This is a genomic window from Cupriavidus sp. GW823-FHT06D04, from assembly GCF_058795055.1.
Genome location: NZ_JBXAHL010000057.1, coordinates 12,127 through 34,992 on the forward strand (window position 1 = coordinate 12,127; position 22,866 = coordinate 34,992).

A 22,866-nucleotide genomic window follows, 5' to 3' on the forward strand; every position below is an offset into this window, starting at 1 on the left:
TTCACTGTCGCCGGGCTGGCCCGGGCCTTACACCTGCCCATGCCAGCCCGGCGGCACCACTTCCAGCGTGCGCCGCTGCAGATGGCTCCCCCCATCTCCTTCAGTCGGCGGCAGATCGGCCGGCTGCTGCCGGAACACCGCCTCCAGCGTCTGGTCCAGCTGCGGATTGTCCAGAATCGACTTGAGCGCATCGGCGCCGCGAAGCTGCTGCGCAAGCGCCGTGCGCGGCAGCCGCGGCAGGTTCAGCACCAACCGGTCATGCAACGTCCGCAGCGTCACCTGCGACGGATCGCACAGCAGCGCCCAGTGGGCCTGGCCACGCTCCTGCTGCAGGCGTCCAATCAGGTGCAAGGCCTTGAGCTTGCCCAGCAGGCCCGACAGGTAATCGGCCTCAACCCGCAGCTTACGGCCCAGGTCCAGTTCGCCGACGCTGCGCGGCACTTCGTCGCGCGCGCGGTAGAGCAGCAGCAGCACGCCCAGCGCGTCGAAGAACTCGCTGCCGGCAAAGGTGCGGCGGCGCCAGTAGCCCTGCCGGATCACCGGCAGGTTGGCGGCGATGGTCGCACCCAGCAGCGTCACCAGCCAGCTCAGGTAGATCCAGAGCAGGAAGATGGGCAGCGCCGCGAAGGTGCCGTAGACCGCCGTGTAAGTCGGGATATGCGTGATGAAATAGCCGAAGCCGCGCTTGGCAAACTCGAACGCGATCGCCGCCACCAGGCCCGCCACGATGGCATCGCGCCATTCGACATAGGCATTGGGCACCGCCGTGTACAGGAAGGCAAAGGCCAGCGCCGACAGCAGCACCGGCGTTGCGCCCACCAGCAGCCCCAGCCCCACCGGCATGGTGCCGACATAGCCCGCCGAGACCGAGATCAGGTAAGAGCTGATCGACAGGCTCGCGCCGATCAGCACCGGCCCGAAGGTCAGCACCGCCCAGAACACCAGCACCCGCTGCGCCAGCGGGCGGCGCTGCTTGACGCGCCAGATCGCATTGAGCGCATCTTCCACGGTCAGCATGGTCAGCACCGAGGTGACCATCAGTCCGCCCAGGCCCATTGCGGTCAGCCCGCGCGCGCTCTTGGCGAACATGCCGAGGTAGCGCTGGATCGATTCACTGACGTTGCCGGGGATCAGGTTCTGGAACAGGAACGACTCGATGGCGTTGCGGAAGTCGCGGAACACCGGGAACGCGGCCAGCAGCGCGAACGCCACCGTCAGCACCGGCACCACGGCCAGCACGGTGGTGAAGGTCAGGCTGGCCGAGACCTGCGGCAGCCGGTCTTCGCCGGCGCGGCGCAGTGCATAGCGCGCCAGGGCGCGTACCTTCTGCAGGTTCCATTCCCGGCGCAGGCGGGCAACGCGGGGTCCAATCATGCGCAAACGACCTCCTGGATCTGGTTCTGACGGATAAACAGGCGGCCCGCGGCACCGGGGGCGCGAAGCCGATGGGAGATGGCGCGGGGGGCGCATCTATAATACGCGCATTGCTTCCGGCATCCTTCGCGCAACACCACCCCGCCACCGCCGGCCATCCCGCTCCATGACCGACATCCTCGTCCTGTATTACAGCCGCCACGGCAGCACCCGCAAACTTGCCGAACTGATTGCCAACGGTATTGACAGCGTCCCCGGCGCCCAGGCCCGGCTGCGCACCGTGCCGCCGGTTTCCACCGTGTGCGAGGCAACCGCGTCCGATATCCCGGCCGACGGCCCGCCCTATGCCGAGCTGCGCGACCTGGAGGAATGCGCCGGCCTGGCCCTGGGCAGCCCCACCCGCTTCGGCAACATGGCCGCGCCGATGAAGTACTTCCTGGACGGCACCGTGGCGCAGTGGCTGTCGGGCGCGCTGACCGGCAAGCCGGCCTGCGTGTTCACCGCCACCGGCAGCCTGCACGGCGGGCAGGAAACCACGCTGCTGTCGATGATGCTGCCGCTGCTGCACCACGGCATGCTGATCCTGGGCCTGCCGTATTCCGAGAAGGGCCTGATGACCACGGCCTCCGGTGGCACGCCCTACGGCCCCAGCCACCATGCCCACGGCGACAACCGCGGCCCGGTCACGGAAGACGAATCTGGACTGGCCATCGCCATGGGCCGGCGGCTGGCGCAGACCGCGCTGCGCCTGGCGGGAGACGCGGCATGATCCCCATCCCCGAGAGCGACCAGGCGCTGCACAGCCCTTGGCTGTACCGGTTCAGCGTGGGCAGCCTGCTGGCGCTGATGGTGCTGTGCATTGCCTGGGAATGGTTCCTGGCGCCGCTGCGCCCCGGGGGGTCGTGGCTGATCATCAAGTTCCTGCCGCTGCTGCTGCCGCTGCGCGGCTTGCTGACGCGCAACCGCTACACCATGCAGTGGTCGTCGATGCTGATCCTGTTGTTCTTCACCGAGGGCATCGTGCGCGCCACCAGCGACCGCGCCCCCTCGTCCACGCTGGCGTGGGTGGAGGTGGCGCTGACGCTGGTGTACTTCACCAGCACCATCCTGTACCTTCGCCCCTACAAGCGCCGCGCCCGGGCGGCCGGCAAGCCAGCCGCGCCCAAGTCCTGACCCCATTCCGCCATCGCCATGACCTCGCCTCAAGACTCCTTCCTCGCACTGTGCCGCGCCGCGCTGGGTGCGCAGCACGTGCTGACCGATGCAGCCGACAAGGCGCCCTACCTGACCGACTGGCGCAAGCGCTATCGCGGCGAGGCGCTGGCGGTGCTGCGCCCCGGCACCACCGAGGAGGTCGCCGAGGTGGTCCATGCCTGCCATGCGCACAAGATCGCCGTGGTGCCGCAAGGCGGTAACACCGGCCTGTGCGGCGGCGCCACGCCGGTGGCCGGGCAGGACCAGGTGGTGGTCTCGCTGCAGCGGCTGCACCGCATCCGCCAGGTGGATCCGCTCAACAACACCATCACGGTCGAGGCCGGCGTGGTGCTGCAGCACCTGCAGGAAGTGGCGCGCGAGCACGGCCGGCTGTTTCCGCTGAGCCTGGCGGCCGAAGGCAGCTGCACCATCGGCGGCAACCTGTCGACCAATGCCGGCGGCACCGCGGTGCTGCGCTACGGCAACACGCGTGAGCTGTGCCTGGGCCTGGAAGTGGTGACGCCGTCGGGCGAGATCTGGCACGGCCTGCGCGGGCTGCGCAAGGACAACACCGGCTACGACCTGCGCGACCTTTTTATCGGCGCCGAAGGCACGCTGGGCATCATCACCGCCGCGGTAATGAAGCTGTTCCCGCTGCCACGCGCCTCGGTCACCGCGCTGGCCGCGGTGCCGAGCCCGCGCGCCGCGCTGGCGCTACTGGCCATCGCGCAATCGCATGCGGGCGCCATGCTGACCGGGTTCGAGCTGATGTCCGCGCTCAGCATGACGCTGGTGACGCGGCACTTCCCGCAGCTGCGCTATCCGTTCGCAGACATCCACCCGCAGCTGGTGCTGCTGGAACTGTCCGACAGCGAAAGCGAAGCCCATGCGCGCGGCATCTTCGAAACCATGATGTCGGCCGCCTTCGATGCCGGCGTGGTCGCCGACGCGGTGGTGGCGGAATCGGTGCAGCAGTCGCGTGATTTCTGGAACCTGCGCGAGCATATCCCGCTGGCGCAGGTGGAAGACGGCAAGAACATCAAGCACGATATCGCCGTGCCGGTGTCGCGTGTGGCGGACTTTATCGAGACCACCGACGCGCTGCTGCAGAACGCCTTCCCCGGCGCACGCATGGTGACCTTCGGCCACCTTGGCGACGGCAACCTGCACTACAACGTGTCGCCGCCGGAAGGCGTCGACCATGACGCCTTCCTGGCCCACCAGGACCAGGTCAACCGCATCGTGCACGACAGCGTGCGCTCGCATAACGGCTCGATTTCCGCCGAGCACGGGCTCGGCCAGCTCAAGCGCGAGGAAAACCGGCTTTACAAGAGCGAGGTCGAGCTGGCCATGATGCGCGCGATCAAGGGCGCACTCGATCCGCAGGGGCTGATGAATCCGGGCAAGGTTATCTGAGCGCGCCGCGCCATCATCGCGCCAGTGCCTCGCGGATAAATGCCGCCACCGCCTCCAGCAACTGGTCGAGATGGCCGCGCAGCACGGCGAAGCCGCGGTGCTGCGCGAGCCTTGCCTCGTCCATATAAAGCGCGCGGTTGATTTCGATCTGCAGGCTGTGGCGGCCGCGCGCCGGGTCGGCATAGGCGCGGATCAGCTCCGCCCCCTTGTACGGCCAATTGATGCCCACCCGGTAGCCGTAGCCGCGCAGGCACTGTGTCGACCGGCGACGGCACGCGCGTCACCGGCCCTTTCTGCGCCGACGACACGCTGCGCGACTTTGGCGGCTATTTCCAGAGCGTGAACCGCAACAAGCGATCGATCGCAGTCGACCTGAAGACCGACAAGGGCCGCGAGATCGTCCGCAAGCTGATCGACGGTGCCGACATCGTGGTCGAGAACTTCCGCGCCGGCGTGATGGAACGCCTCGGGCTGGCCTATGAAACCCTGCGCGAGACCAATCCGCGGCTGGTCTACGGCACCGTGCGCGGCTTCGGCGATCCGCGCAGCGGCGAGAGCCCCTATGCGCAATGGCCGGCCTATGACGTGGTCTCGCAGGCGATGGGCGGCATGATGGGAATCACCGGCCCGGACCGCGACACCCCGACCAAGATCGGCCCCGGCGTCGGTGACACCGTGCCGGCGCTGATGCTGTGCATCGGCATCCTGGCCGCTGTGCATCGTGTGCGCGAGACCGGCGCAGGCCAGTTCGTCGACGTGGCCATGACCGACGCCGTGCTGGCCATGTGCGAGCGCATCGTCTACCAGACCTCCTACACCGGCACCGTGCCTGCGCCGGATGGCAACCGCCACCCGCTGCTGTGCCCGTTCGGCCTGTTCCGCGCCCGCGATGGCCATGTCTCGATCGCCTGCGCCACCGACGCGTTCTGGGCCAAGCTGGCCCATGCCATCGGCCGCCCCGAGATGGCCACCGACGAGGACTTCGCCACCAACGCCGCGCGTGTGCGCAACGCGCAACAAGTGATCGACGCCATCGAAGCGTTCAGCACCGCGCGCACCAAAGAGGAGATCGCACAGTGCCTGGGCGGCAAGGTGCCGTTCGGTCCGGTCTACACCTCGGCGGAGATCTTCGCGGACCCGCACTACCGCGTGCGCGAAATGCTGGTCGACGTTGAGCAACCGGGCTCGGCCACGCCGGTCAAGATCGCCGGCGTGCCGATCAAGCTCAGCGCCACCCCCGGCGCGGTACGCCAGCGCGCGCCCATGCTTGGCGAGCACACCGACGCGATCCTGCTGGCGGCGGGCTATGGGAAGCAAGAGATCGTGCACATGCGCGCGGCGGGGGCCATCCGGTAGGCCGGTCTACAGGCCCCTCAGGACAGAATGACCAAACCGCTGCAATATCCATGCGTAGCACCATTTGACGCACGAGAGGAGAAATGATGAGCATCAACGGCAAGGCCTATATCGTCGGCGCCTATGAGCACCCGACCCGCAAGGCACCGGACAAGTCGGTGGCGCAGCTGCACGCCGAAAGCGCCAAGGGCGCACTGCAAGACGCGGGCCTGACGCTGGCGGACGTGGACGGCTACTTCTGCGCCGGCGACGCGCCCGGACTGGGCGCGGTCAATATGGTCGACTATCTCGGCCTCAAGGTGCGCCATGTCGACTCCACCGACACCGGCGGCTCGGCCTACCTGGTCCATGTCTCGCACGCGGCGCAGGCCATCGCGGCCGGCAAGTGCAACGTGGCCCTGATCACGCTGGCGGGCCGCCCGCGTTCGGAAGGCTCCAGCGGCACCCAGGCGCGCAACTGGGGCGCCAACCTGCCCGACGCGCCGTTCGAGAGCCCCTTCAGCCCGGTCACCGTCAACCTGTACGCGATGACGGCCATGCGCCATATGCACGAATACGGCACCACTGCCGAGCAGCTCGCCTGGGTCAAGGTGGCCGCGTCGCACCACGCGCAGCACAACCCCCATGCCATGCTGCGCGACGTGGTCACGGTCGAGGACGTGCTGAACTCGCCGATGATTTCCGATCCGCTGCACAAGCTCGACTGCTGCGTGGTATCGGACGGCGGCGGCGCGCTGGTCGTGGCGCGCCCGGAAATCGCCGCCACGCTGCAGAGGCCCAAGGTGAAGATCCGCGGCGCCGGCGAGTACATCAAGGGCCAGCTCGGTGGAGAAGTCGATCTGAGCTGGTCCGGCGCGCGCTTCTCGGGCGCGACGGCGTTCGCCGAAGCGGGCGTCACGCCGGCCGACATCAAGTACGCGTCGATCTACGACAGCTTCACCATCACCGTGCTGATGCAGCTGGAAGACCTGGGCTTCTGCAAGAAAGGCGAAGGCGGCAGGTTCGTCGCCGACGGCAACCTGATCTCCGGCGTCGGCAAGCTGCCCTTCAACACCGACGGCGGCGGCCTGTGCAACAACCATCCGGCCAACCGCGGCGGCATCACCAAGGTCATCGAGGCCGTGCGCCAGCTGCGCGGCGAAGCCCACCCGGCGGTGCAGGTCGCCAACTGCGACCTGGCGCTGGCGCAAGGCACCGGCGGCTACCTGGGCTCGCGCCACGGCAGCGCCACCCTGATCCTTGAACGTGAATAATGCGCGGGAGCAATGACATGACGACCCCACATACCCCCATTGCCTACAAGGCGCCGGACGAGCAGCCCGACAACCTGCCCTTCTGGCAGGCCGCGCGCGAAGGCCAATTGCTGTTCAAGGTCTGCGACGACTGCGGCAAGCCCCACTGGTATCCGCGCGTGCTGTGCCCGTTCTGCATGGGCACCACCTCATGGAAGCCGGCCAGCGGCCGCGGCACGATCTACAGCTTCAGCGTGACGCGCCGCGCAGGTCCCAATCCGTTCTGCATCGCCTACGTCACGCTGGACGAAGGCGTGACCATGATGACCCATATCGTCGACTGCGACCTCGACACGGTGCGGATCGGGCAGAAGGTGCAGGTGAAGTTCTCGCCCAGCGATGGCGGCGCCCCGGTACCGACTTTCACGCTGGCCTGAGGCCGGGCTGAACCTGTCAAGGAGAGCAGCAACATGGATTTCCAGCCCCCGGGCGAATGGGTCGAATTCGGCGGTGCGCTGATCAAAGCCATCGACCGCGAAGTGGCCGCGCTGGTGCATGAGCACCGCGCCCTGCTGGGCAGCGAACGCACTGCCTACGACGAGAGCGGCCGCCGGCTGCTGGATGGCGATACCGCGTTCTGACGGCAACTGCAACATGACAGAGAGGACCACCATGACCCACAACGATCTGCCCGATGCAGGCGTCGCCGCCGCCCCCACTGGCCCGCTTGCGGTGGATGCCGCAGTGGCGCTCGGCGACGTGCCGCGCGTTTTCCATATGCCGCACACCACGCTGGCCGAGAACCTTGAAATCTCGGCCCGGCGCTTCCCCGACAAGGTCGCGGTCCAGTTCTACCACGGCGCCACCACCTATGCCGAACTGCTGGCGCAGGTGGAGCGCATGGCCGGTTACCTGCAGCAGGCATGCGGCGTGCACCGAGGCGACCGCGTGGTGCTGCTCAGCCAGAACAGCCCGCAGTTCATCGTGGCCTACTACGCGATCCTGCGCGCCGATGCCGTGGTGGTGCCGGCCAATGCCATGCTGCTGGAAGACGAGCTACGCCATATCGTCACCGACAGCGGCGCGGTGGCCGCGTTTGCCGCAAGCGAGCTGGTCGGGCAGGTGGCACCGCTGGTCGGCACCACGCCGCTGCGCCACGTGATCGTGCATCACTATGGCGATGCCCTGCCCGCGCAGCCCGACGACAGCCTCGCGATTCCGGACTGGGTGCAGCAGCGCTCGTCCGGCTCGGCGTTGCCGGCCGGCGCAGTCCACTGGCAGCAGGCCATGGCCGCCGGCTCCACGCCATCGCCGCGCGCCGCAGGCCTGGACGACCTGTGCATGCTGCCCTACACCTCGGGCACCACCGGGGCGCCCAAGGCCTGCATGCACACGCACCGCACGGTGATGGTGTCGGTGGCGGGTTCGCAGCTATGGCGGCGCTCGCACGCGGAGTCGACCTTCCTGGCGGTGGCGCCGATGTTCCACCTGCTCGGGCTGCAGAACGGCGTCAATGCGCCGGTCTACATGGGCGGCACCATCGTGTTGCTGCCGCGCTGGGACCGGCGCACCGCGGCGCAGCTGGTAGCGCGCCATCGCGTCACGTTCTGGGCGGCGCCGCCGCCGATGCTGGTGGAGTTCTTCGCGCAGCCGGATATCGAGTCATTCGACCTGAGCAGCCTGGCCTGCGTGGTCGGCGGCGGCGCGGCGGTGCCCGACAGCACCGCGCGGGTGATGAAGGAGCGCTACGGGCTGCAGTTTGTCGAAGGCTACGGCCTGACGGAGACCGCCTCGTTCATCATCGCCAACCCTCTCGCCGCACCGCGCACCGGGCACCTGGGCGTGCCGACCTACGGCGTCGACGCGCGCGTCATCGATCCCGCCACGCTGGCCGAAGTGCCGCGCGGCGAGGTCGGCGAGATCGTGGTGCACGGCGCGCAGGTGATGCTGGGCTACTGGAACCAGCCCGCCGCCAATGCCGAGAGCTTTATCACGATCGACGGCAAGCGCTTCTTCCGTACCGGCGACCTTGCCAGCGTCGATGCCGACGGCTACTTCGTCATGCGCGACCGCCTCAAGCGCATGGTCAACGCCTCGGGCTACAAGGTGTGGCCGGCCGAGGTGGAAGCGATCCTGCATACCCACCCTGCGATCCTGGAAGCCTGCGTGATCGCCGCGCGCGATCCGCATCGGGGCGAGACGGTGAAGGCCGTGATCGTGCGGCGTGACGGCGCCGGCGTTTCCGAGGAAGAGTTGCTGGCCTGGTGCCGTACCAGCATGGCGACCTACAAGGCGCCGCGCATCGTGCAGTTTGTCGAGCGCCTGCCGCGCTCCGCCACCGGCAAGATCGCGTGGCGCGAACTGCAGGAGCAGGAGATGCAGGGCGCTCCATTGGCGAACCACAAGGCCTAGCCCAGCCGCAAGTAAAACGGCGCGCCGGTCCGCAAGGTCCGGCGCGCCGTTCTGTTATTGCCGGCCATTGCTGCATGGCCGGTGCATTGCATTCAGGCCGTCAATGCGTCCCTTGCCGGGATTGCGTTGCCGCGCCGGCTGATGGTCCAGGCCGTAAAGGGATCCGCCGCGCTGCGGTGCTGGGTCCAGCGCGTGCTGCAGGTATCGCACTGGTGCTCGCGCGTCTGGCATTGCACGCCGGCGGCCAGGCTGCGCCATTGCATGTCGCCCAGCGGGCGCAAGGCACCGTGGCCATTGGCGCAGCGCGCATCCAGGCGCAGCCGCTCGCAGCGGCGGCACAGCGGCCGCACCGATGCGGCGGGCAGCACCCGCAGCTGCGCGCCAGCCGGTGGCGCCGGCGCCACCGCGGGCAGCACTGCGGCCTGCGCATCTTCCATCTGCGCGGTCATGCCAACGCGGCTGCGCGTGCGGTGCAGCGCCGCCCAGTACAAGGCGCGCACCGCATCGGAGCCGTCGCACGTCGCGGCGGCGCGGCAGCGCTCGGCATGCCGGTGCAGCGGCAGGCCGAACTCGGCGGCCGAGGCAAAGCAGACCACCTGGGCGCGTGGCGAGCCGTCTTCGATCCAGCGCTCGAACAACTGCGCCAGCTGATGGCGGCAGGCGTCGTCATCACCACCGGCCTGGGCGAGCGCCAGACGATGCGCACGCCGGCTCAGCGAGCGCACCTCCTGCCTGAGCTCGCTCAGGACCGGCAACAGGCGTGCGGCCTGCCGTGTCCGCCTTGGCGATGCGATTGCGCGCTGGGTATTGCTCACTTCTGGCTCCGGCTCACTTCGTCTTCCGGCCTGCACTGCGGCCGCTGTGAACCGATTATAGGAGCGCATTTGTGCACCGCAGGAAGGGTGGGCGGCCTACTACCTGATACGGGTGGGGCTCGGGGGCGCCCGCTTTTGGTCTACTTGCAGCCAGTGCAAAAACGCAATCAAGGGCATGGGTGCGTCCCATGCAAACAGGACTGGGCAAGAGGAGAACCACCATGGGTGTACTGAGCGGAATCCGCGTACTGGAATTCGAAGCCATCGGGCCGGGCCCGTTCGGCGCCATGCTGCTGGCCGACATGGGCGCCGACGTGCTGCGCGTCGACCGCCCGGCGGCGCCGGCCGACCTGGGGCCCAAGTCGGCCACCGGCAAGCGCGTGGATATCACCGGACGCGGCCGCCGCTCGGTCACGCTGGACCTGAAGCAGCCACAAGCGCAGCGCGCAGCGCTGGCGCTGGTCGAACGCGCCGACGTGGTGATCGAAGGCTTCCGCCCGGGCACCATGGAACGCCTGGGCCTGGGGCCCGACGCCGCGCTGGCGCTCAACCCCAGGCTGGTCTATGCGCGCATGACCGGCTGGGGACAGACCGGCCCGCTGGCCGACCGTGCCGGCCACGACCTGAACTATGTCGCGCTGTCCGGCGTGTTGTCGGGTATCGGCCGCGCCGGGCAAGCACCAGTGCCGCCGCTGAACCTGGTCGGCGACTATGGCGGCGGCGGCATGCTACTGGCGCTTGGCGTGGTGGCGGCACTGCTCAATGTGCAGCGCGGCGGCAAGGGCCAGGTGGTCGACGCGGCCATGACCGAAGGCGCTGCGCAACTCGGCGCGGTGTTCTGGGGCCTGCTGGCCTCGGGCAACTGGCGCGAAGAGCGCCAGGCCAACGTGCTCGACGGCGGCGCGCCCTGGTATGACAACTACCGCACGCGCGACGGCAAGTACATGTCGATCGGCCCGGTCGAGGGCCGCTTCTACGCCGAGCTGCTGGACAAGCTGGGCCTTGCCGGCAAGGACCTGCCGGCCCAGTACGACCGCAACGGCTGGCCGGTGCTGCGCGAGCAGTTCGAGGCCGTCTTCCTGACCCGCACGCGCGACGAATGGTGCGCCGTGTTCGAAGGCAGCGATGCCTGCATCGCACCCGTGCTGGAATTCAGCGAAGCCCCCAACCACCCGCATCACCGCGCACGCGGCAGCTTCGTCGAAGTCGCTGGCGTGGTGCAGCCGGCACCGGCGCCGCGCTTCCTCGGTACGCCATCCGAGATCTCCGGGCCCGCGCCGGCGCGTGGCGAGCATGGCGCCGCCGCGCTGCGCGACTGGGGCTTCGATGCCGATGGCGTGGCCCAGTTGCAGGCACAGGGCCTGGGGCTGATGGCAGAGCGCTAAGGGACTGCGCGGTACAACACAATCTCCACCTGGCCGCATCGTCCGGCTGCGTGTTTTGCTCCGGCCTCGTGCCGGAGCATTCTTTTTTTCTGCCCGACTGGCCGGCACCTAGGGCAATCCCGCCCAGCCGATATGGGGGGCATGCAAGGTGCCGGGCATCCTATAACTTCCCACATGCAGCCCTTCTTGCTACGCAGTTTCCTATTCCCTTTCCCGAGGTATCACATCATGCGCATGAAGTCCCTGATCGCGATGGCAGTGATGGCATGGAGCGCCGTCTGCGGTGCCCAGAGCTACCCGTCGCGTCCCATCACCTTTGTCGTTCCGGGCCCGCCCGGCGGCGCCACCGACACCGTGGCGCGCGCGCTGGCCGAGGACATGGGCAAGCGTCTCGGGCAAACCATCATCGTCGACAACAAGCCCGGTGGCGCGGGCGTGATCGCCGTGCAGGCCATTACGCGTGCCGCGCCGGACGGCTACACGATCCTGCTCAGCCACTCTTCGCCGCTGATCAACACGCCGCACCTGTACCGCAACGTGCCGTACGACGTGCGCCGGGACCTGGCCTTCATCACCGAGGTGTCGGTCGGCAAGATCGTGCTGGTGGTGAGCCGGGACGTGCCGGCAAAGAACATGCAGCAGTTTCTCGACTGGGCCGCGAAGAACAAGGGCAAGGTCAGCTACGGCTCCTATGGCGTCGGCACCTTCCCGCACCTGGTCGGCGCGCACCTGAATCAGGTGCGCGGCCTGGACATGGCGCACGTGGCCTACAAGGGTGAGGCACCGATGGCGCAGGACATGATCGCCGGCAACATCGCTTGGGCGATCGGCTCGATGAGCACGCTCGGCCCGCATATCAAGAGCGGCCGGCTGACGGCCCTGGCGGTGATGGGCGACAAGCGCATCAAGGAGCTGCCCGACGTACCGACCATGGCCGAGGCCGGGCTGAAGCAGCAGGAACTGCGCTCGCCAGCCTGGCTTGGCCTGTTCGCGCGCTCCGGCACGCCGGCGGCGGTCCTGTCCAGGCTCGAGACCGAAGCGCGGGCGTCGATCCAGTCGCCGACCATGCGCGCGCGGCTCGATGCGCTGGCCATGGATCCGGTGGGCAACTCGCCGGCGGAGTTCCGGCGCGAATTCGACGCGACCGAGCCCGTGATCGCCCAGATGATCAAGGCCAGCGGCGCCACCGCGGAATAAGGCCAGCGCGCGGCCGGGTGGCCGGTACGGTCAGCCCGGCCGCTGCGCCGCGCTGCGCGCCACCAAGATGGCATCGTAGCGGCGCGACACGTTGAGCTTGGCGTAGATCTGCCGCAGGTTCCACTTGACGGTGTCGACGCTCAGGTTGAGCACCAGCGCAATGCGCTTGTTCGACATCGCCTGCTCCAGCAGCGCCAGGATCTCGCGCTCGCGCGGGGTCAGCAGCCGGCCCTTGCCGACGTCGGCCGGCGGCAGCGTGGCCGGCAACGCAGCCGGCGCGGCGGCGGGCTCCGGACTGTGCTCGGCCGGCCCGGGCGGCGGCGCCGTCATCGCGGCGGCCTCGCACAGGCGCGCCAGGTAAGCCCCGCGCCCCGCCGCGCCACCGTCCTCCCTGCCAGCCATGCCTGCCAGCAAGCCGAAGGTACGTTCGCCTTCATCGAGGAAAGTGCGCACCAGCCCCAGCCGCTCGCCCGCTGCCAGCGCGGCTTCAAGATACGGCGCCGCTTCATCGGGACGATAGAGGTCGTCGAGCGCGGTGGCCTGCAGCAGGTCTACAGTCACAAGCAGCGGTTCCCGGATCGAAGCCACGTACAGGCCGCGCACGGTGCCAAGCGCGGCAAGCGCCAGCGCGGGCTCGCCTTGCGCCAGCGCCAGCCGTGCGCGGCCCAGTGCCGCAACAGCGGCGATTTCCTGGCCGCGCGGTGTATCGCCCGGATCTTGCCGGCCCAGTTCCTCCAGCGAGGCCTGCAGCCGCTGCGCGTGGCGCAGGTCCTTGCCCAGCAGCGCCAGCCGCTGGCGCTCGGCCGCCACGCGCGCCACCCCGCGCGGCAGGCCGCGGCGGTGGAACATGGCTTCGGCTTCCACCAGTTCCGCCAGGGCTTCATGGCGCGCGCCTGCCAGCCATTGCAGCCGCGCATGGCACAGCGCCGCTTCGATCAGCACGTCCGGGGTGCCGGTGCGCAGCGTCTGCAGCCGGCCCGCCAGCACTTGGCTGGCTTCGGCGATGCGGTCCTGCTCGTACAGTGCTGCAGCCACCGCCACCGCGCACAGGCTGGCCGCGATCGAGCGGCGCCCATAGGCATGCTGCGCGGCCGCCAGCACGTCCGTGCCGAGCCGCAGTGTCTCGTAAGCGTTGCCCTCGATCCAGGCCGTCAGCGCCAGCGTGCCGGCACCCATCAGCGCGATCTCGGTGTCGCCGGGCTGCGCCGCGCAGCGGTATGGCGCACGCGAGCGGGGCTGGCAGCCCAGCAGGGTGCCGTAGCGCAACGCCAGGCTCATGCGGATCTGCTCGAGCGCGGGATTGCCCTGCGGCCTGCCCTGCAGGCTGTCGAGCAGCACCTGCACCCGCGCGTGGTCGTCCTGCTGCGCGGCAATGGTCGCGCGCATCATCGTGGCGTGCACCACGGTATCCACGCCGGGCCCGGCACTGGCTTCCCAGCGCCGGATCCAGTGCTCGGCGTGCTGCGGCCGCACCGATACCACGCATGCCCATGCCGAGGCCAGCAGCAGCGCCGGGTGCAACGCCAGCCGCGCGGGTGCAATGCCGTCGGCCCATTGCAGGAAGTCCCGCAGCGGACTGACGCCGGGCAAGTGGGCCGCGGTGGCCTCCACCAGCGCCAGCACACGGCCAAAGTCGCCGCTGCACAGCGCGTGTCCGATCGCCTCCGCCGGCTTGCCGCAACGGTCCAGCCACGCGGACGCAAGCCCGTGCAGCCGCTGCAACTCGGGCAGTCCATGCGGCCCGGGACCCGTGCCGTGCTCCAGTTCATGCAGCAGGTGCGCCCGGAACAACGGGTGGAAGCGGTACCAGCCCTGCCCGCTCCCATCGGCAACCTCATCCGGCTCGGGCGGGGCTGCCTCCAGGAACAGGCTGCGCGCGGCGATCTCGGCAAGGCGCGCGGGTGCCTGCGCGCAGCCGGCCAGCAGCGCGGCCAGCTCAGCATGGATGCGGCGCGGCACCGCGAGACAGCGCATGAAGTCCAGCAACGCCGGCGGCAATCCGGCAGTCACCTCCTCCTGCCAGTAGGCATGCAGGGCGGCAGATTGCGCATGCGGCCACGCCGGTTCCTGGCCCGTGCGCAGCGATGCGGCAACCAGCTCCAGGCCGGCGGGCCAGCCCTCGGTGACTTCCTGCAGCACCACCGCCGTGTCGACCGCGGCTTGCGAGCTCTCCCGGCGCGCGGTGCGCCCTTCCACGCGCTGGCCCACGAAGGCCAGGGTTTCGGCAACGCTGAAGGCCAGCTCGGCGCGGCCGGCTTCGGCCAGTTCTCCGCCGGCGCGCAGCCGGCCCAGGGCCAGCCCGGCCTCGCCGCGCGCCGCGGCGACGATATGCAGGTGCGGCAGGCGCGCGCTCAGCACGCCCTGCAGGAAGGCCAGCGTGGCCGGGTGCCGCAGGCGGTCGAGCCCGTCCAGCATCAGGTAGACCTCGCCCGGCACGCCGTCCAGCAGCGCGACGAACGCGGGCAGCAACGCGGTGGGGTGCGCCGGGTCGAAGCCGAACTCCGGGCCGGGCCGGCACACGCGGATGCCAGCCTGTCGCAGGAAGCGGGACAAAGGGACGAAGCGGCAAGACAATGAAGGGGCGAAGGCGTGCAGGCATGAAAAGGCACGCGCTTCGCCGGCGGGCTTGCCGCTGCGCGAATATAAGGCGACGCCTTGTGGCCGGACACCCGGCAAACCCTTCCCCACCTGTTCCGGGTGGCCTGCGGGTGCTGTGCGCGTCTCACCCTGGCCACCCGGACAGCTGGCCAGGCGTGGCTTGGCCGCCGCGCCGCGTCTGCCAGTACAATCGCGACAACGTGCCGCCTTTGCCCGGCATCGCGCTGCCTCGCCCGCATTTCCTCCGCACCTCACCTGCACCGTCCTGCCTCGCCCATGCCCCAGACGCCAGCCAATCCGCCAGCCGCTCCCCGTAGCCAGCCCGCCGCGCCAGTCTCGCAGCCGTCCCGCCCGGCCTCGCTGCGCAGCGCGGCGCGCGTGGTCGCGCGCGAGCGCCTGCTGGCGCAGTTGACCGAGGCGCGGCGCCGGCGCTGCATCGTGCTGCAGGGCCCGGCCGGCTACGGCAAGACCGCGCTGCTGACCGCATGGCGGCTGGACCTGCTGGCGCTCGGCTTTGACATGGCCGCGCTGACGCTGGAGCCGGCCGACAACGAGCGCCAGCGCTGGCTGGACCGCCTGCTCGGCTGCCTGTCCGAGGTCAGCCCCGCGCTGACGCGCGAAGCCATGATGCTGGCCGACCGCGGCACGGACGACGAAGCCGTCGAGCGCGCCATCATCGCGCTGGTGCGCGGCATTGCTGCCCACCCGCGCGACGTGACGCTGGTGCTCGACGACATGCACCACCTGACGGCGCCGCGCGTGCTGGAGCCGCTGCAGTGGCTGCTCGACTATGCCCCGGCCAATTTCCATGTGGTGCTGGCCTCGCGCGTGGCGCTGCCACTGTCGCTCGGGCGCCTGCGCGACCAGGGCATGCTGCTGGAGCTGGACCAGCGCGACCTGCGCTTCACGCTTGCTGAATCGCAGCATTTCCTGCGCGCCCAGCTGGGCGAGATCAGCCCGCGCGATGCGCGCATGCTGCACGAGCTGACCGACGGCTGGGTGGCCGGCCTGCAGCTCTTTGCCGCGCACTGGAAACGCAAGAAGGCCAACGCCAGCGGCCTCACCTTTGCCACCGGCTTCGTGCAGGCCAGCGTGCAGGATGCTGGCGCCTTCGCCGAGTATTTCGAACGCGAGGTGCTGTCGCGCCTGGCGCCGGACGAAGCCGAGCTGCTGGTGCGTGCCGCCGCGTGCGAACGCTTCACCGCGTCGCTGTGCGAGGCCCTGGGCGAGCAGGCGCTGGGTGAAGGCGAGATTCTGGCGCTGCTGGCGCGGCTGGAACAGGAGAACCTCTTCATTACCCCGGCGCAGGGCCCCGAGCGCGAATCCTGGTACCGGCTGCATCCGCTGCTGCGCGAAACCCTGGCCCAGCGTTTCCGCTCGCGCAGCGAGGCCCAGCAGCGCGCCGTGCACGCGGCGGCGTGGCGCTGGTTCCGCGACCATCGCATGCTGGAAGAAGCCGTGCGCCACGCGGTTCTGGCCGGCGATGCCGACACCGCCGCCGACCTGGTGCAGCGCTTTGCCGACACCCTGATCATGCGCGGCGAGGTGCGCAAGGCGCTCGGGCTGCTGCGCACCATCCCCGCCGACCAGGTGCAGTCGCGCCCCGAACTGCGCCTGCTGGCACTGCGCACACAGATGTTCTCGCGCGACCTGGACGCGTGCGCCGCGGCCGCGGACCGGCTCGAAGCCGACATCCCGCCGGGCGACGCCTCGCTGCGCTACCGGCTGGCGCTGCTGCGCTTTTCCCTGGTGCTGCTGCGCGACGACAGCCAGGGCGCGCTGGCGCTGCTGCCGCAGATCGAGAGCGCGCCCGCCGACATGCCGGCGCTGTTTATCGGCTCGCGCAACAACCTGCTGTCGTGGCTCTATATGCACCTGGGCGACTACGAGCGCGCCCGCCGCATCCAGACCGAGGCACCGCCGCTGGTGATCGACGGCGTGCCGCTGCTGGGCACCGCCAGCGGCATGCTCAACGGGCGCTGCATGATCGGCTTCAGCCATGCGCTGGAAGGCAACATGATCCAGGCCGAGCGCGTCGCCCGCGACGTGCTGCGCGAAGTCGAGCAAGCGGGCCACGGCGGCGCCGGCGCCGAGCCGGAGTACTTTGCCGCAGCCCTGCTGGGCGAGGCGCTGTATGAGCAGAACGACCTGGAGGCCGCGCGCCGGCTGCTGGAAGACCGGGTCGACGTGCTCGAACGGGTATCGATCCCCGACTCGGTGCTGCGGGTGCACACCGTGCTGGCAGCCGCGCACTGGATCTGCGGCCACCGGCTCGATGCCTTCGCGCAGCTGGAGCGGCTGGAAGACTACGGCACGCAACTGCGCCTGGACCGGCTGGTGGCGCAGAGCCTGGCCAACCAGATCCGGCTGCACCTGGCCAGCGGCGACATCGCTGCCGCCGAGGCGGCGCTGGCGCGCCTGGACGCCATTGCCGCGCGCCATCGCAACGCGCCGCGCGGCTCGCTGGACGCCATCCACATGGTGAACGAGCGCGCCCACCTGCTGCTCAGCCTGGCGCATGACGACATGTGCGGGGCCGAGGCCCGCACCGCAGCGCTGATCGCGTACTGCGAGGCGCGCGGCTGGCAACGCCACGTGGCGCAGATGCACATGCTGGCGGCCGTGGTGGCATCGCGCCGCGGCGACGCCGAGGCGGCACGCGCGCATGTACTGGAAGGGTTGCGCCGGGGCCACCGGCTCGGCCTGATGCGTAGCGTGATCGATGCCTGCCCCGGCGCACTCGGCCAGATCGTGCGCGTGGCCGCGAACACCACGCTGGACCCGGTGCTGGCCTTCTATGTCGAACGGCTGCAGGCCACCGTGCCGCCGCGAGCCACAGAAGCCGGCACCGCCGCGGCTGCCGCGCCCGCCGGCAGCCCGGCCAGGGCCGATGCGCGCTTTGAGCAACTGAGCGACCGCGAAGCCGATGTCGTGCGCCTGCTCGGCCAGGCCCTGCCCAACAAGAAGATCGCACGTAGCCTGGGTCTGTCGCCGGAGACGGTGAAATGGCACTTGCGCAACATCTTCCGCAAGCTGGGCGTCAGCAGCCGCGACGAGGCCGTGGCCCGCGCCCGCGACCGCGAGCTGGACCAGGCCGGCGGCGCCCAGCCGCCTGACGTGCCGCACTGACGGCGCGGCCGCCCCCTCTCCCCCTCTCCCTCCCCCCAAGGCCGCGCGACCCAAGCACGGCCCCCTCTTTGCTGTCTCCGGCCACCTGATGCGGGTGGTGTTCGCGGCCCCCTCCTCCCCGGTACCTTAGCGCCATACCAACGGCCGCATTGCTGGGCTGAGGCTACCTCCCGCAGACCGACATCCGGAGTACTCAATGGAAATCAACCGCAGCATCTATCGTGACGACCACGAGATGTTCCGCACCACCGTGCGCCGCTTCCTGGAACGCGAATGCCTGCCCAGGCAAGCCGAATGGGACAAAGCCGGCAAGGTCGACCGCGAGACCTGGCTCAAGGCCGGCCGCGAAGGCCTGCTGTGCGTGACGCTGCCGACCGAGTACGGCGGTGGCGGCGGTGACTTTGGCCATTCCGCGATCTATGCCGAAGAGTATGCCCGCGCCGGCCTGAGCGGGGTCGGCTTCGGCGTGCACTCCGACATCATCGCGCCGTATATCGCCCGCATCGGCAACGAGGAACAGAAGCAGCGCTGGCTGCCCAAGGTCTGCTCCGGCGAGAGCATCCTGGCCATCGGCATGACCGAGCCGGGCACCGGCAGCGACCTCAAGGCGATCCGCACCACCGCCATCCGCGATGGCGACGAGTACGTGATCAACGGCAGCAAGACCTTCATCAGCAACGGCCTGAACGCCGACCTGATCATCATGGTCTGCAAGACCGACCCGGCCGCCGGCGCGCGCGGCGTCAGCCTGATCGTGGTGGAAGCCGACCGCGAGGGCTTCCGCCGCGGCCGCAAGCTGGACAAGGTCGGCCAGCACGCGCAGGACACCGCCGAGTTGTTCTTCGACAACGTGCGCGTGCCGGTGGCAAACCTGCTGGGCGAGGAAGGCAAGGGCTTTGGCTACCTGATGGCCGAGCTGCCGCAGGAGCGCCTGTCAATCGCGGTCAGCGCCGCCGCCAAGCTGGAGGTCTGCCTGGAACACACGCTGGCCTACGTCAAGGACCGCAAGGCCTTCAACCAGACCGTCTGGGACTTCCAGAACACCAAGTTCAAGCTGGCCGACATCAAGACGCAGGCGATCTCAGTGCGGCTGCTGGTCGACCACTACCTCGGCGAGCACATCCGCCGCCGCCTGACGCTGGAAGAAGCGGCCATCGCCAAGCTCCATGCGACCGAAGTGCTGGGCACCGCTCTGGACCAGATGGTGCAACTGCACGGCGGCTACGGCTACATGATGGAGTACCCGGTGGCGCGCGCCTTTGCCGACATGCGCGTGACCCGCATCTACGGCGGCACCAGCGAAGTGATGCGCGATCTGATCGCGCGCAAGCTGTAAGCACTGATCCCAAGACAAACACTCATCGGAGCACACACATGACTCGCAAGGTTTTCGTCGCCGGCGCCGGCATGATCCCGTTCAAGAAGCCGGGCAGCAGCGACACCTATGACGTGATGGGCGCAACCGCCGTGCGCCAGGCGCTGGAAGACGCCGGCCTCGGCTATGAGGACGTGCAGCAGGCCTACGCCGGCTACGTGTACGGCGACTCGACCTGCGGCCAGAAGGCGCTGTACCAGGTCGGCATGACCGGCATCCCTGTCATCAACGTGAACAACAACTGCGCCACCGGCTCGTCGGCGCTGTTCCTGGCGCGCCAGGCGGTGCAGAGCGGCGCGGTGGACTGCGCGCTCGCTGTCGGCTTCGAATTCATGCAGCCCGGCGCGCTAAAGTCGCGCTGGGACGACCGCGCCCCGGCGCTGGAGCGCGCCATCGGCCTGGTGGACGAACTGGTCGACCGCAAGGACCTACCCAATGCCATCCGCCAGTTCTCGGGCGCCGGCAAGGCCCATATGGAAAAGTACGGCACGAAGCTCGAAACCTTCGCCAGGATCCGCGCCAAGGCCAGCCGCCACGCCGCCAACAACCCGCTGGCCGTGTTCCGCAACGTGCTGACCACCGAGGACGTGCTGGCCGCGCCGGCGCTGTGGGAAGGCGTGCTGACGCGCCTGATGGCCTGCCCGCCAACCTGCGGCGCCGCCGCCGCCATCGTGGTGTCGGAGGAATTCGCCCGCAAGAAGGGCCTGAAGACTGACGTGCTGATCGCTGGCCAGTCGCTGACCACCGACCGCCCCAGCGCCTACGACGCACGCGACATGATCCGCGTGGTCGGCTTCGACATGACGCGCGAAGGCTCGCAGCAGGTGTATGAGCAGGCCGGCGTCGGCCCGCAGGACATCGACGTGATCGAACTGCATGACTGCTTCGCGCAGAACGAGCTGCTGACCTATGAAGGCCTCGGCCTGTGCCCGGAAGGCGGCGCCGAGAAGCTGGTCAACGACGGCGACAACACCTACGGCGGCAAGTGGGTGGTCAACCCGTCGGGCGGCCTGCTGTCCAAGGGCCACCCGCTGGGCGCCACCGGCCTGGCGCAATGCTACGAGATGGTCCAGCAGTTGCGCGGCACCGCCGACCAGCGCCAGGTCGAAGGCGCACGCCTGGCCCTGACGCACAACCTCGGCCTGGGCGGCGCCTGCGTGGTCACGCTGTACCAGAAGCACGCCTGAGCACACCCCGACACAGGAGCCCATCCATGATCGACAAGAAACATATCGGCCGGGTGATTGCGGACTTCCGCACCTCCGCGCCGGCCAGCCAGCTGCGCTTTTTCGCCAAGGCCACCGGCCAGACCGACCCGGTCTATATCGACGAGGCCGCCGCGCGCGACGCCGGCCACCCGGGCCTGCCGCTGCCGCCGACCTTCCTGTTCTCGCTCGAACTGACGCAGCCGCCCAGCGCCTGGCGCCAGGAACTCGGCATCCGGCCGGACCGCATCCTGCACGGCGAGCAGTCCTTCGACTACCACTGTATGGCCTATGCGGGCGACACGCTGCACTTCAAGACCACCATCACCGACATCTACGACAAGAAGGGGGGCGCGCTGGAGTTCGTGGTGCGCGAGACGCGCGTCGCCAACCAGGACGGCGAGCACGTGGCGGACCTGCGCAGCGTGCTGGTGCATCGCAACGGCTGAACCGGAGAACTCCCATGAGCAAACTGAGCTTCGACCAGGTCAAGGTGGGCGACACCCTGCCGCCGCTGACGCTGGAACCGATCAATCGCACCACGCTGGCGCTGTTTGCCGGCGCCTCGAACGATCACAACGCCATCCACATCGACACCGACTACGCCCGCAAGGCCGGCATGCCCGACGTGTTTGCCCACGGCATGCTGTCGATGGCCTACCTGGGCCGCCTGCTGACGCAGTGGGTGGACCAGCGCCAGCTGCGCCAGTTCGGCGTGCGCTTTGTCGGCATCACGCACCTGGGCCATCGCATCACCTGCACCGGCCGCGTGGTGGAGAAGCTGGAAGTCGACGGCGAGAAACGCGTCAGGCTGGAAATCCAGACCGCCAACCAGTATGGCGAAAGCAAGATCCTCGGCGACGCCATCGTTGCCCTGTAAATCCAATCAAGCACAAGGAGTCTGAAATGGGAGCACTTGAAGGCAAGGTGGCACTGGTCACCGGTTCGGGCCGCGGCATCGGCAACGCCATCGCCATGCGGCTGGCACGCGAAGGCGCACGCCTGGTCATCAATGACCTGGACGCCGAGCCGGCGCAACAGACCGTCGAAGAACTGAAGGCAATGGGCGTCGAAGCCGTGGCCTGCGTGGGCAACGTGTCCGCACCGGACTTTGCCGATCGCTTCATCAACACGGCGATGAGCAATTTCAAGTGCATCGACATCATCGTCAACAACGCCGGCTTCACCTGGGACGACGTGGTGCAAAAGATGAGCGACGAGCAGTGGTACGCCATTCTGGACTGCCATATGACCGCGCCCTTCCGCATCCTGCGCGCCGCCTACCCGCATATTAAGGCACTGGCCGCCGCCGACAAGGAAGCCGGCCGCGAGGTGTACCGCAAGATCGTCAATATCTCGTCGACCTCGGGCCTGAACGGCAATGCCGGCCAGATCAACTACTCCGGCGCCAAGGCCGGCGTGATCGGCATGACCCGCGCCATGGCGCGCGAGTGGGGCCGCTTCAACGTCAACGTGAATGCGGTGGCGTTCGGCCTGATCCACACCCGCATGACCTCGGCCGACGCCAAGGCCGGCGCCACGGTCAACATCGAAGGCCGTGAGATCCGCGTGGGCCTGAACCCGGAAGCGCTGAAGACGCACGCCCAGCGCAACCCGCTCGGCCGCGGGGGCACCCCGGAAGAAGCCGCGGGCGGCGTGTACCTGTTCTGCTCGCCGGATTCCAACTACATCACCGGCCAGGTGATCGCGGTCGCCGGCAACGTGCAGTAAATCCAGCCGCACCGAAGCGGGGGCTCGCATTGGCGAGCCCCCGTTTTTTTGCTTCGCCAACCGCCTCCCCACCTCAAGTCAATAGGGACTCTCCTCCAGCCATCATCCGTGCGGCACGGCAACACCCAGACCCCGATTCACTCCTTTTAGGAGGGGGCCTGACACCACGCACAAAGGTCTAATGGAACAGAGCCGGGCGTAGCAACCGGCCAGCGCCTTCCATAAAAACCGACAGGAGACGACTTAGCATGAAGAAATCGCTTATCACGCTGGCTGTACTTGGCGCGGCCGCAGGCAGCGCCAATGCACAGTCCGGCGTGACGCTGTATGGGGTCATCGACGGATCGATCGAGTATTTGACATCCTCCCGGTCCTCAGCCTTCGGCTGCCGCCTTACGGCGGAAAGGACGAGGATTCCTACGGCGCTACGTGATGCTCTACGTAGTC

At 68.9% G+C, this 22,866-nt stretch carries 21 protein-coding genes; 17 read left to right on the forward strand and 4 right to left on the reverse strand.

Translation table 11 applies throughout. The annotated features are described in order from the left end of the window. Window positions 1-27 precede the first annotated feature (27 nt). Window positions 28-1,374 (reverse strand): YihY family inner membrane protein, encoded by a 1,347-nt coding sequence (locus AC1Q7H_RS36755; RefSeq protein ID WP_013956295.1) that lies wholly within the window; start codon window positions 1,372-1,374, stop codon window positions 28-30. A 166-nt stretch (window positions 1,375-1,540) separates the two neighbouring features. On the opposite strand from AC1Q7H_RS36755, the gene wrbA reads away from it, so the two are divergent. The 3 genes from wrbA to AC1Q7H_RS36770 are packed head-to-tail and all read left to right on the forward strand — an operon-like array spanning window position 1,541 to window position 3,984. Continuing rightward, the gene (gene wrbA, locus AC1Q7H_RS36760) at window positions 1,541-2,143 is read left to right on the forward strand and encodes an NAD(P)H:quinone oxidoreductase (RefSeq protein WP_013956294.1); all 603 of its coding nucleotides are present in this window, start codon (window positions 1,541-1,543) and stop codon (window positions 2,141-2,143) included. After that, a complete protein-coding gene (locus AC1Q7H_RS36765) occupies window positions 2,140-2,547 on the forward strand; it encodes a DUF2069 domain-containing protein (protein ID WP_492382339.1) in 408 nt (135 codons plus the stop codon). Before wrbA ends, AC1Q7H_RS36765 begins: the two co-directional genes overlap by 4 nt. Before the next feature lie 18 nt (window positions 2,548-2,565). Beyond that, on the forward strand, window positions 2,566-3,984 hold the full coding sequence (locus tag AC1Q7H_RS36770) for an FAD-binding oxidoreductase (protein WP_153956398.1): 1,419 nt from the start codon (window positions 2,566-2,568) through the stop codon (window positions 3,982-3,984). A gap of 13 nt (window positions 3,985-3,997) precedes the next feature. Here the strand turns inward: AC1Q7H_RS36770 and AC1Q7H_RS36775 are convergent, their stop codons facing one another. Next, entirely contained in the window at window positions 3,998-4,213 is a 216-nt protein-coding gene (locus AC1Q7H_RS36775; RefSeq protein ID WP_013956291.1) for an N-formylglutamate amidohydrolase, read from the reverse strand. Between the two features lie 26 nt (window positions 4,214-4,239). Between AC1Q7H_RS36775 and AC1Q7H_RS36780 the strand changes: the two genes are divergently transcribed. From AC1Q7H_RS36780 to AC1Q7H_RS36800, 5 genes are all read left to right on the forward strand, one after another. After that, on the forward strand, window positions 4,240-5,340 hold the full coding sequence (locus AC1Q7H_RS36780) for a CaiB/BaiF CoA transferase family protein (protein ID WP_211980957.1): 1,101 nt from the start codon (window positions 4,240-4,242) through the stop codon (window positions 5,338-5,340). A gap of 86 nt (window positions 5,341-5,426) precedes the next feature. After that, window positions 5,427-6,593, forward strand: coding sequence for a thiolase family protein (locus AC1Q7H_RS36785; RefSeq protein ID WP_013956289.1), 1,167 nt, complete (start codon window positions 5,427-5,429; stop codon window positions 6,591-6,593). A gap of 17 nt (window positions 6,594-6,610) precedes the next feature. Continuing rightward, window positions 6,611-7,009 carry a Zn-ribbon domain-containing OB-fold protein gene (locus tag AC1Q7H_RS36790; RefSeq protein ID WP_013956288.1) on the forward strand — a complete coding sequence of 133 codons (399 nt, stop codon included), beginning with the start codon at window positions 6,611-6,613 and terminating at the stop codon, window positions 7,007-7,009. Between the two features lie 33 nt (window positions 7,010-7,042). Then, on the forward strand, window positions 7,043-7,213 hold the full coding sequence (locus tag AC1Q7H_RS36795) for a hypothetical protein (protein ID WP_193351053.1): 171 nt from the start codon (window positions 7,043-7,045) through the stop codon (window positions 7,211-7,213). Between the two features lie 31 nt (window positions 7,214-7,244). Further along, window positions 7,245-8,984: a long-chain fatty acid--CoA ligase gene (locus tag AC1Q7H_RS36800; protein WP_153956399.1), complete on the forward strand. Its 1,740-nt coding sequence runs from the start codon at window positions 7,245-7,247 to the stop codon at window positions 8,982-8,984. Between the two features lie 92 nt (window positions 8,985-9,076). On the opposite strand, the gene AC1Q7H_RS36805 is transcribed toward AC1Q7H_RS36800, so the two are convergent. Further along, window positions 9,077-9,799, reverse strand: coding sequence for a hypothetical protein (locus AC1Q7H_RS36805; protein WP_013956286.1), 723 nt, complete (start codon window positions 9,797-9,799; stop codon window positions 9,077-9,079). Between the two features lie 221 nt (window positions 9,800-10,020). On the opposite strand from AC1Q7H_RS36805, the gene AC1Q7H_RS36810 reads away from it, so the two are divergent. Further along, on the forward strand, window positions 10,021-11,184 hold the full coding sequence (locus tag AC1Q7H_RS36810; RefSeq protein WP_013956285.1) for a CaiB/BaiF CoA transferase family protein: 1,164 nt from the start codon (window positions 10,021-10,023) through the stop codon (window positions 11,182-11,184). A 228-nt stretch (window positions 11,185-11,412) separates the two neighbouring features. Next, window positions 11,413-12,381, forward strand: coding sequence for a Bug family tripartite tricarboxylate transporter substrate binding protein (locus AC1Q7H_RS36815; protein WP_013956284.1), 969 nt, complete (start codon window positions 11,413-11,415; stop codon window positions 12,379-12,381). 30 nt (window positions 12,382-12,411) lie between these two features. On the opposite strand, the gene AC1Q7H_RS36820 is transcribed toward AC1Q7H_RS36815, so the two are convergent. Continuing rightward, window positions 12,412-14,934 (reverse strand): winged helix-turn-helix domain-containing protein, encoded by a 2,523-nt coding sequence (locus tag AC1Q7H_RS36820; RefSeq protein WP_492382340.1) that lies wholly within the window; start codon window positions 14,932-14,934, stop codon window positions 12,412-12,414. Window positions 14,935-15,255: 321 nt separating this feature from the next. On the opposite strand from AC1Q7H_RS36820, the gene AC1Q7H_RS36825 reads away from it, so the two are divergent. From AC1Q7H_RS36825 to AC1Q7H_RS36855, 7 genes are all read left to right on the forward strand, one after another. After that, window positions 15,256-18,108 (forward strand): winged helix-turn-helix domain-containing protein, encoded by a 2,853-nt coding sequence (locus tag AC1Q7H_RS36825; protein WP_153956400.1) that lies wholly within the window; start codon window positions 15,256-15,258, stop codon window positions 18,106-18,108. Window positions 18,109-18,304: 196 nt separating this feature from the next. After that, window positions 18,305-19,444, forward strand: a complete 1,140-nt coding sequence (locus AC1Q7H_RS36830) for an acyl-CoA dehydrogenase family protein (protein ID WP_013956281.1) — start codon at window positions 18,305-18,307, stop codon at window positions 19,442-19,444. A gap of 38 nt (window positions 19,445-19,482) precedes the next feature. Further along, entirely contained in the window at window positions 19,483-20,670 is a 1,188-nt protein-coding gene (locus AC1Q7H_RS36835; RefSeq protein ID WP_013956280.1) for a lipid-transfer protein, read from the forward strand. A 26-nt stretch (window positions 20,671-20,696) separates the two neighbouring features. Next, entirely contained in the window at window positions 20,697-21,137 is a 441-nt protein-coding gene (locus AC1Q7H_RS36840; RefSeq protein ID WP_013956279.1) for a MaoC family dehydratase N-terminal domain-containing protein, read from the forward strand. A gap of 14 nt (window positions 21,138-21,151) precedes the next feature. Continuing rightward, complete coding sequence (locus AC1Q7H_RS36845; RefSeq protein ID WP_013956278.1) at window positions 21,152-21,568, forward strand: MaoC family dehydratase; 417 nt, start codon at window positions 21,152-21,154, stop codon at window positions 21,566-21,568. A 26-nt stretch (window positions 21,569-21,594) separates the two neighbouring features. Continuing rightward, window positions 21,595-22,419, forward strand: coding sequence for an SDR family NAD(P)-dependent oxidoreductase (locus AC1Q7H_RS36850; RefSeq protein ID WP_013956277.1), 825 nt, complete (start codon window positions 21,595-21,597; stop codon window positions 22,417-22,419). Between the two features lie 248 nt (window positions 22,420-22,667). After that, window positions 22,668-22,866, forward strand: a 199-nt coding sequence (locus AC1Q7H_RS36855) for a porin (protein ID WP_492379906.1), incomplete at its 3' end; no start/stop codon positions are given.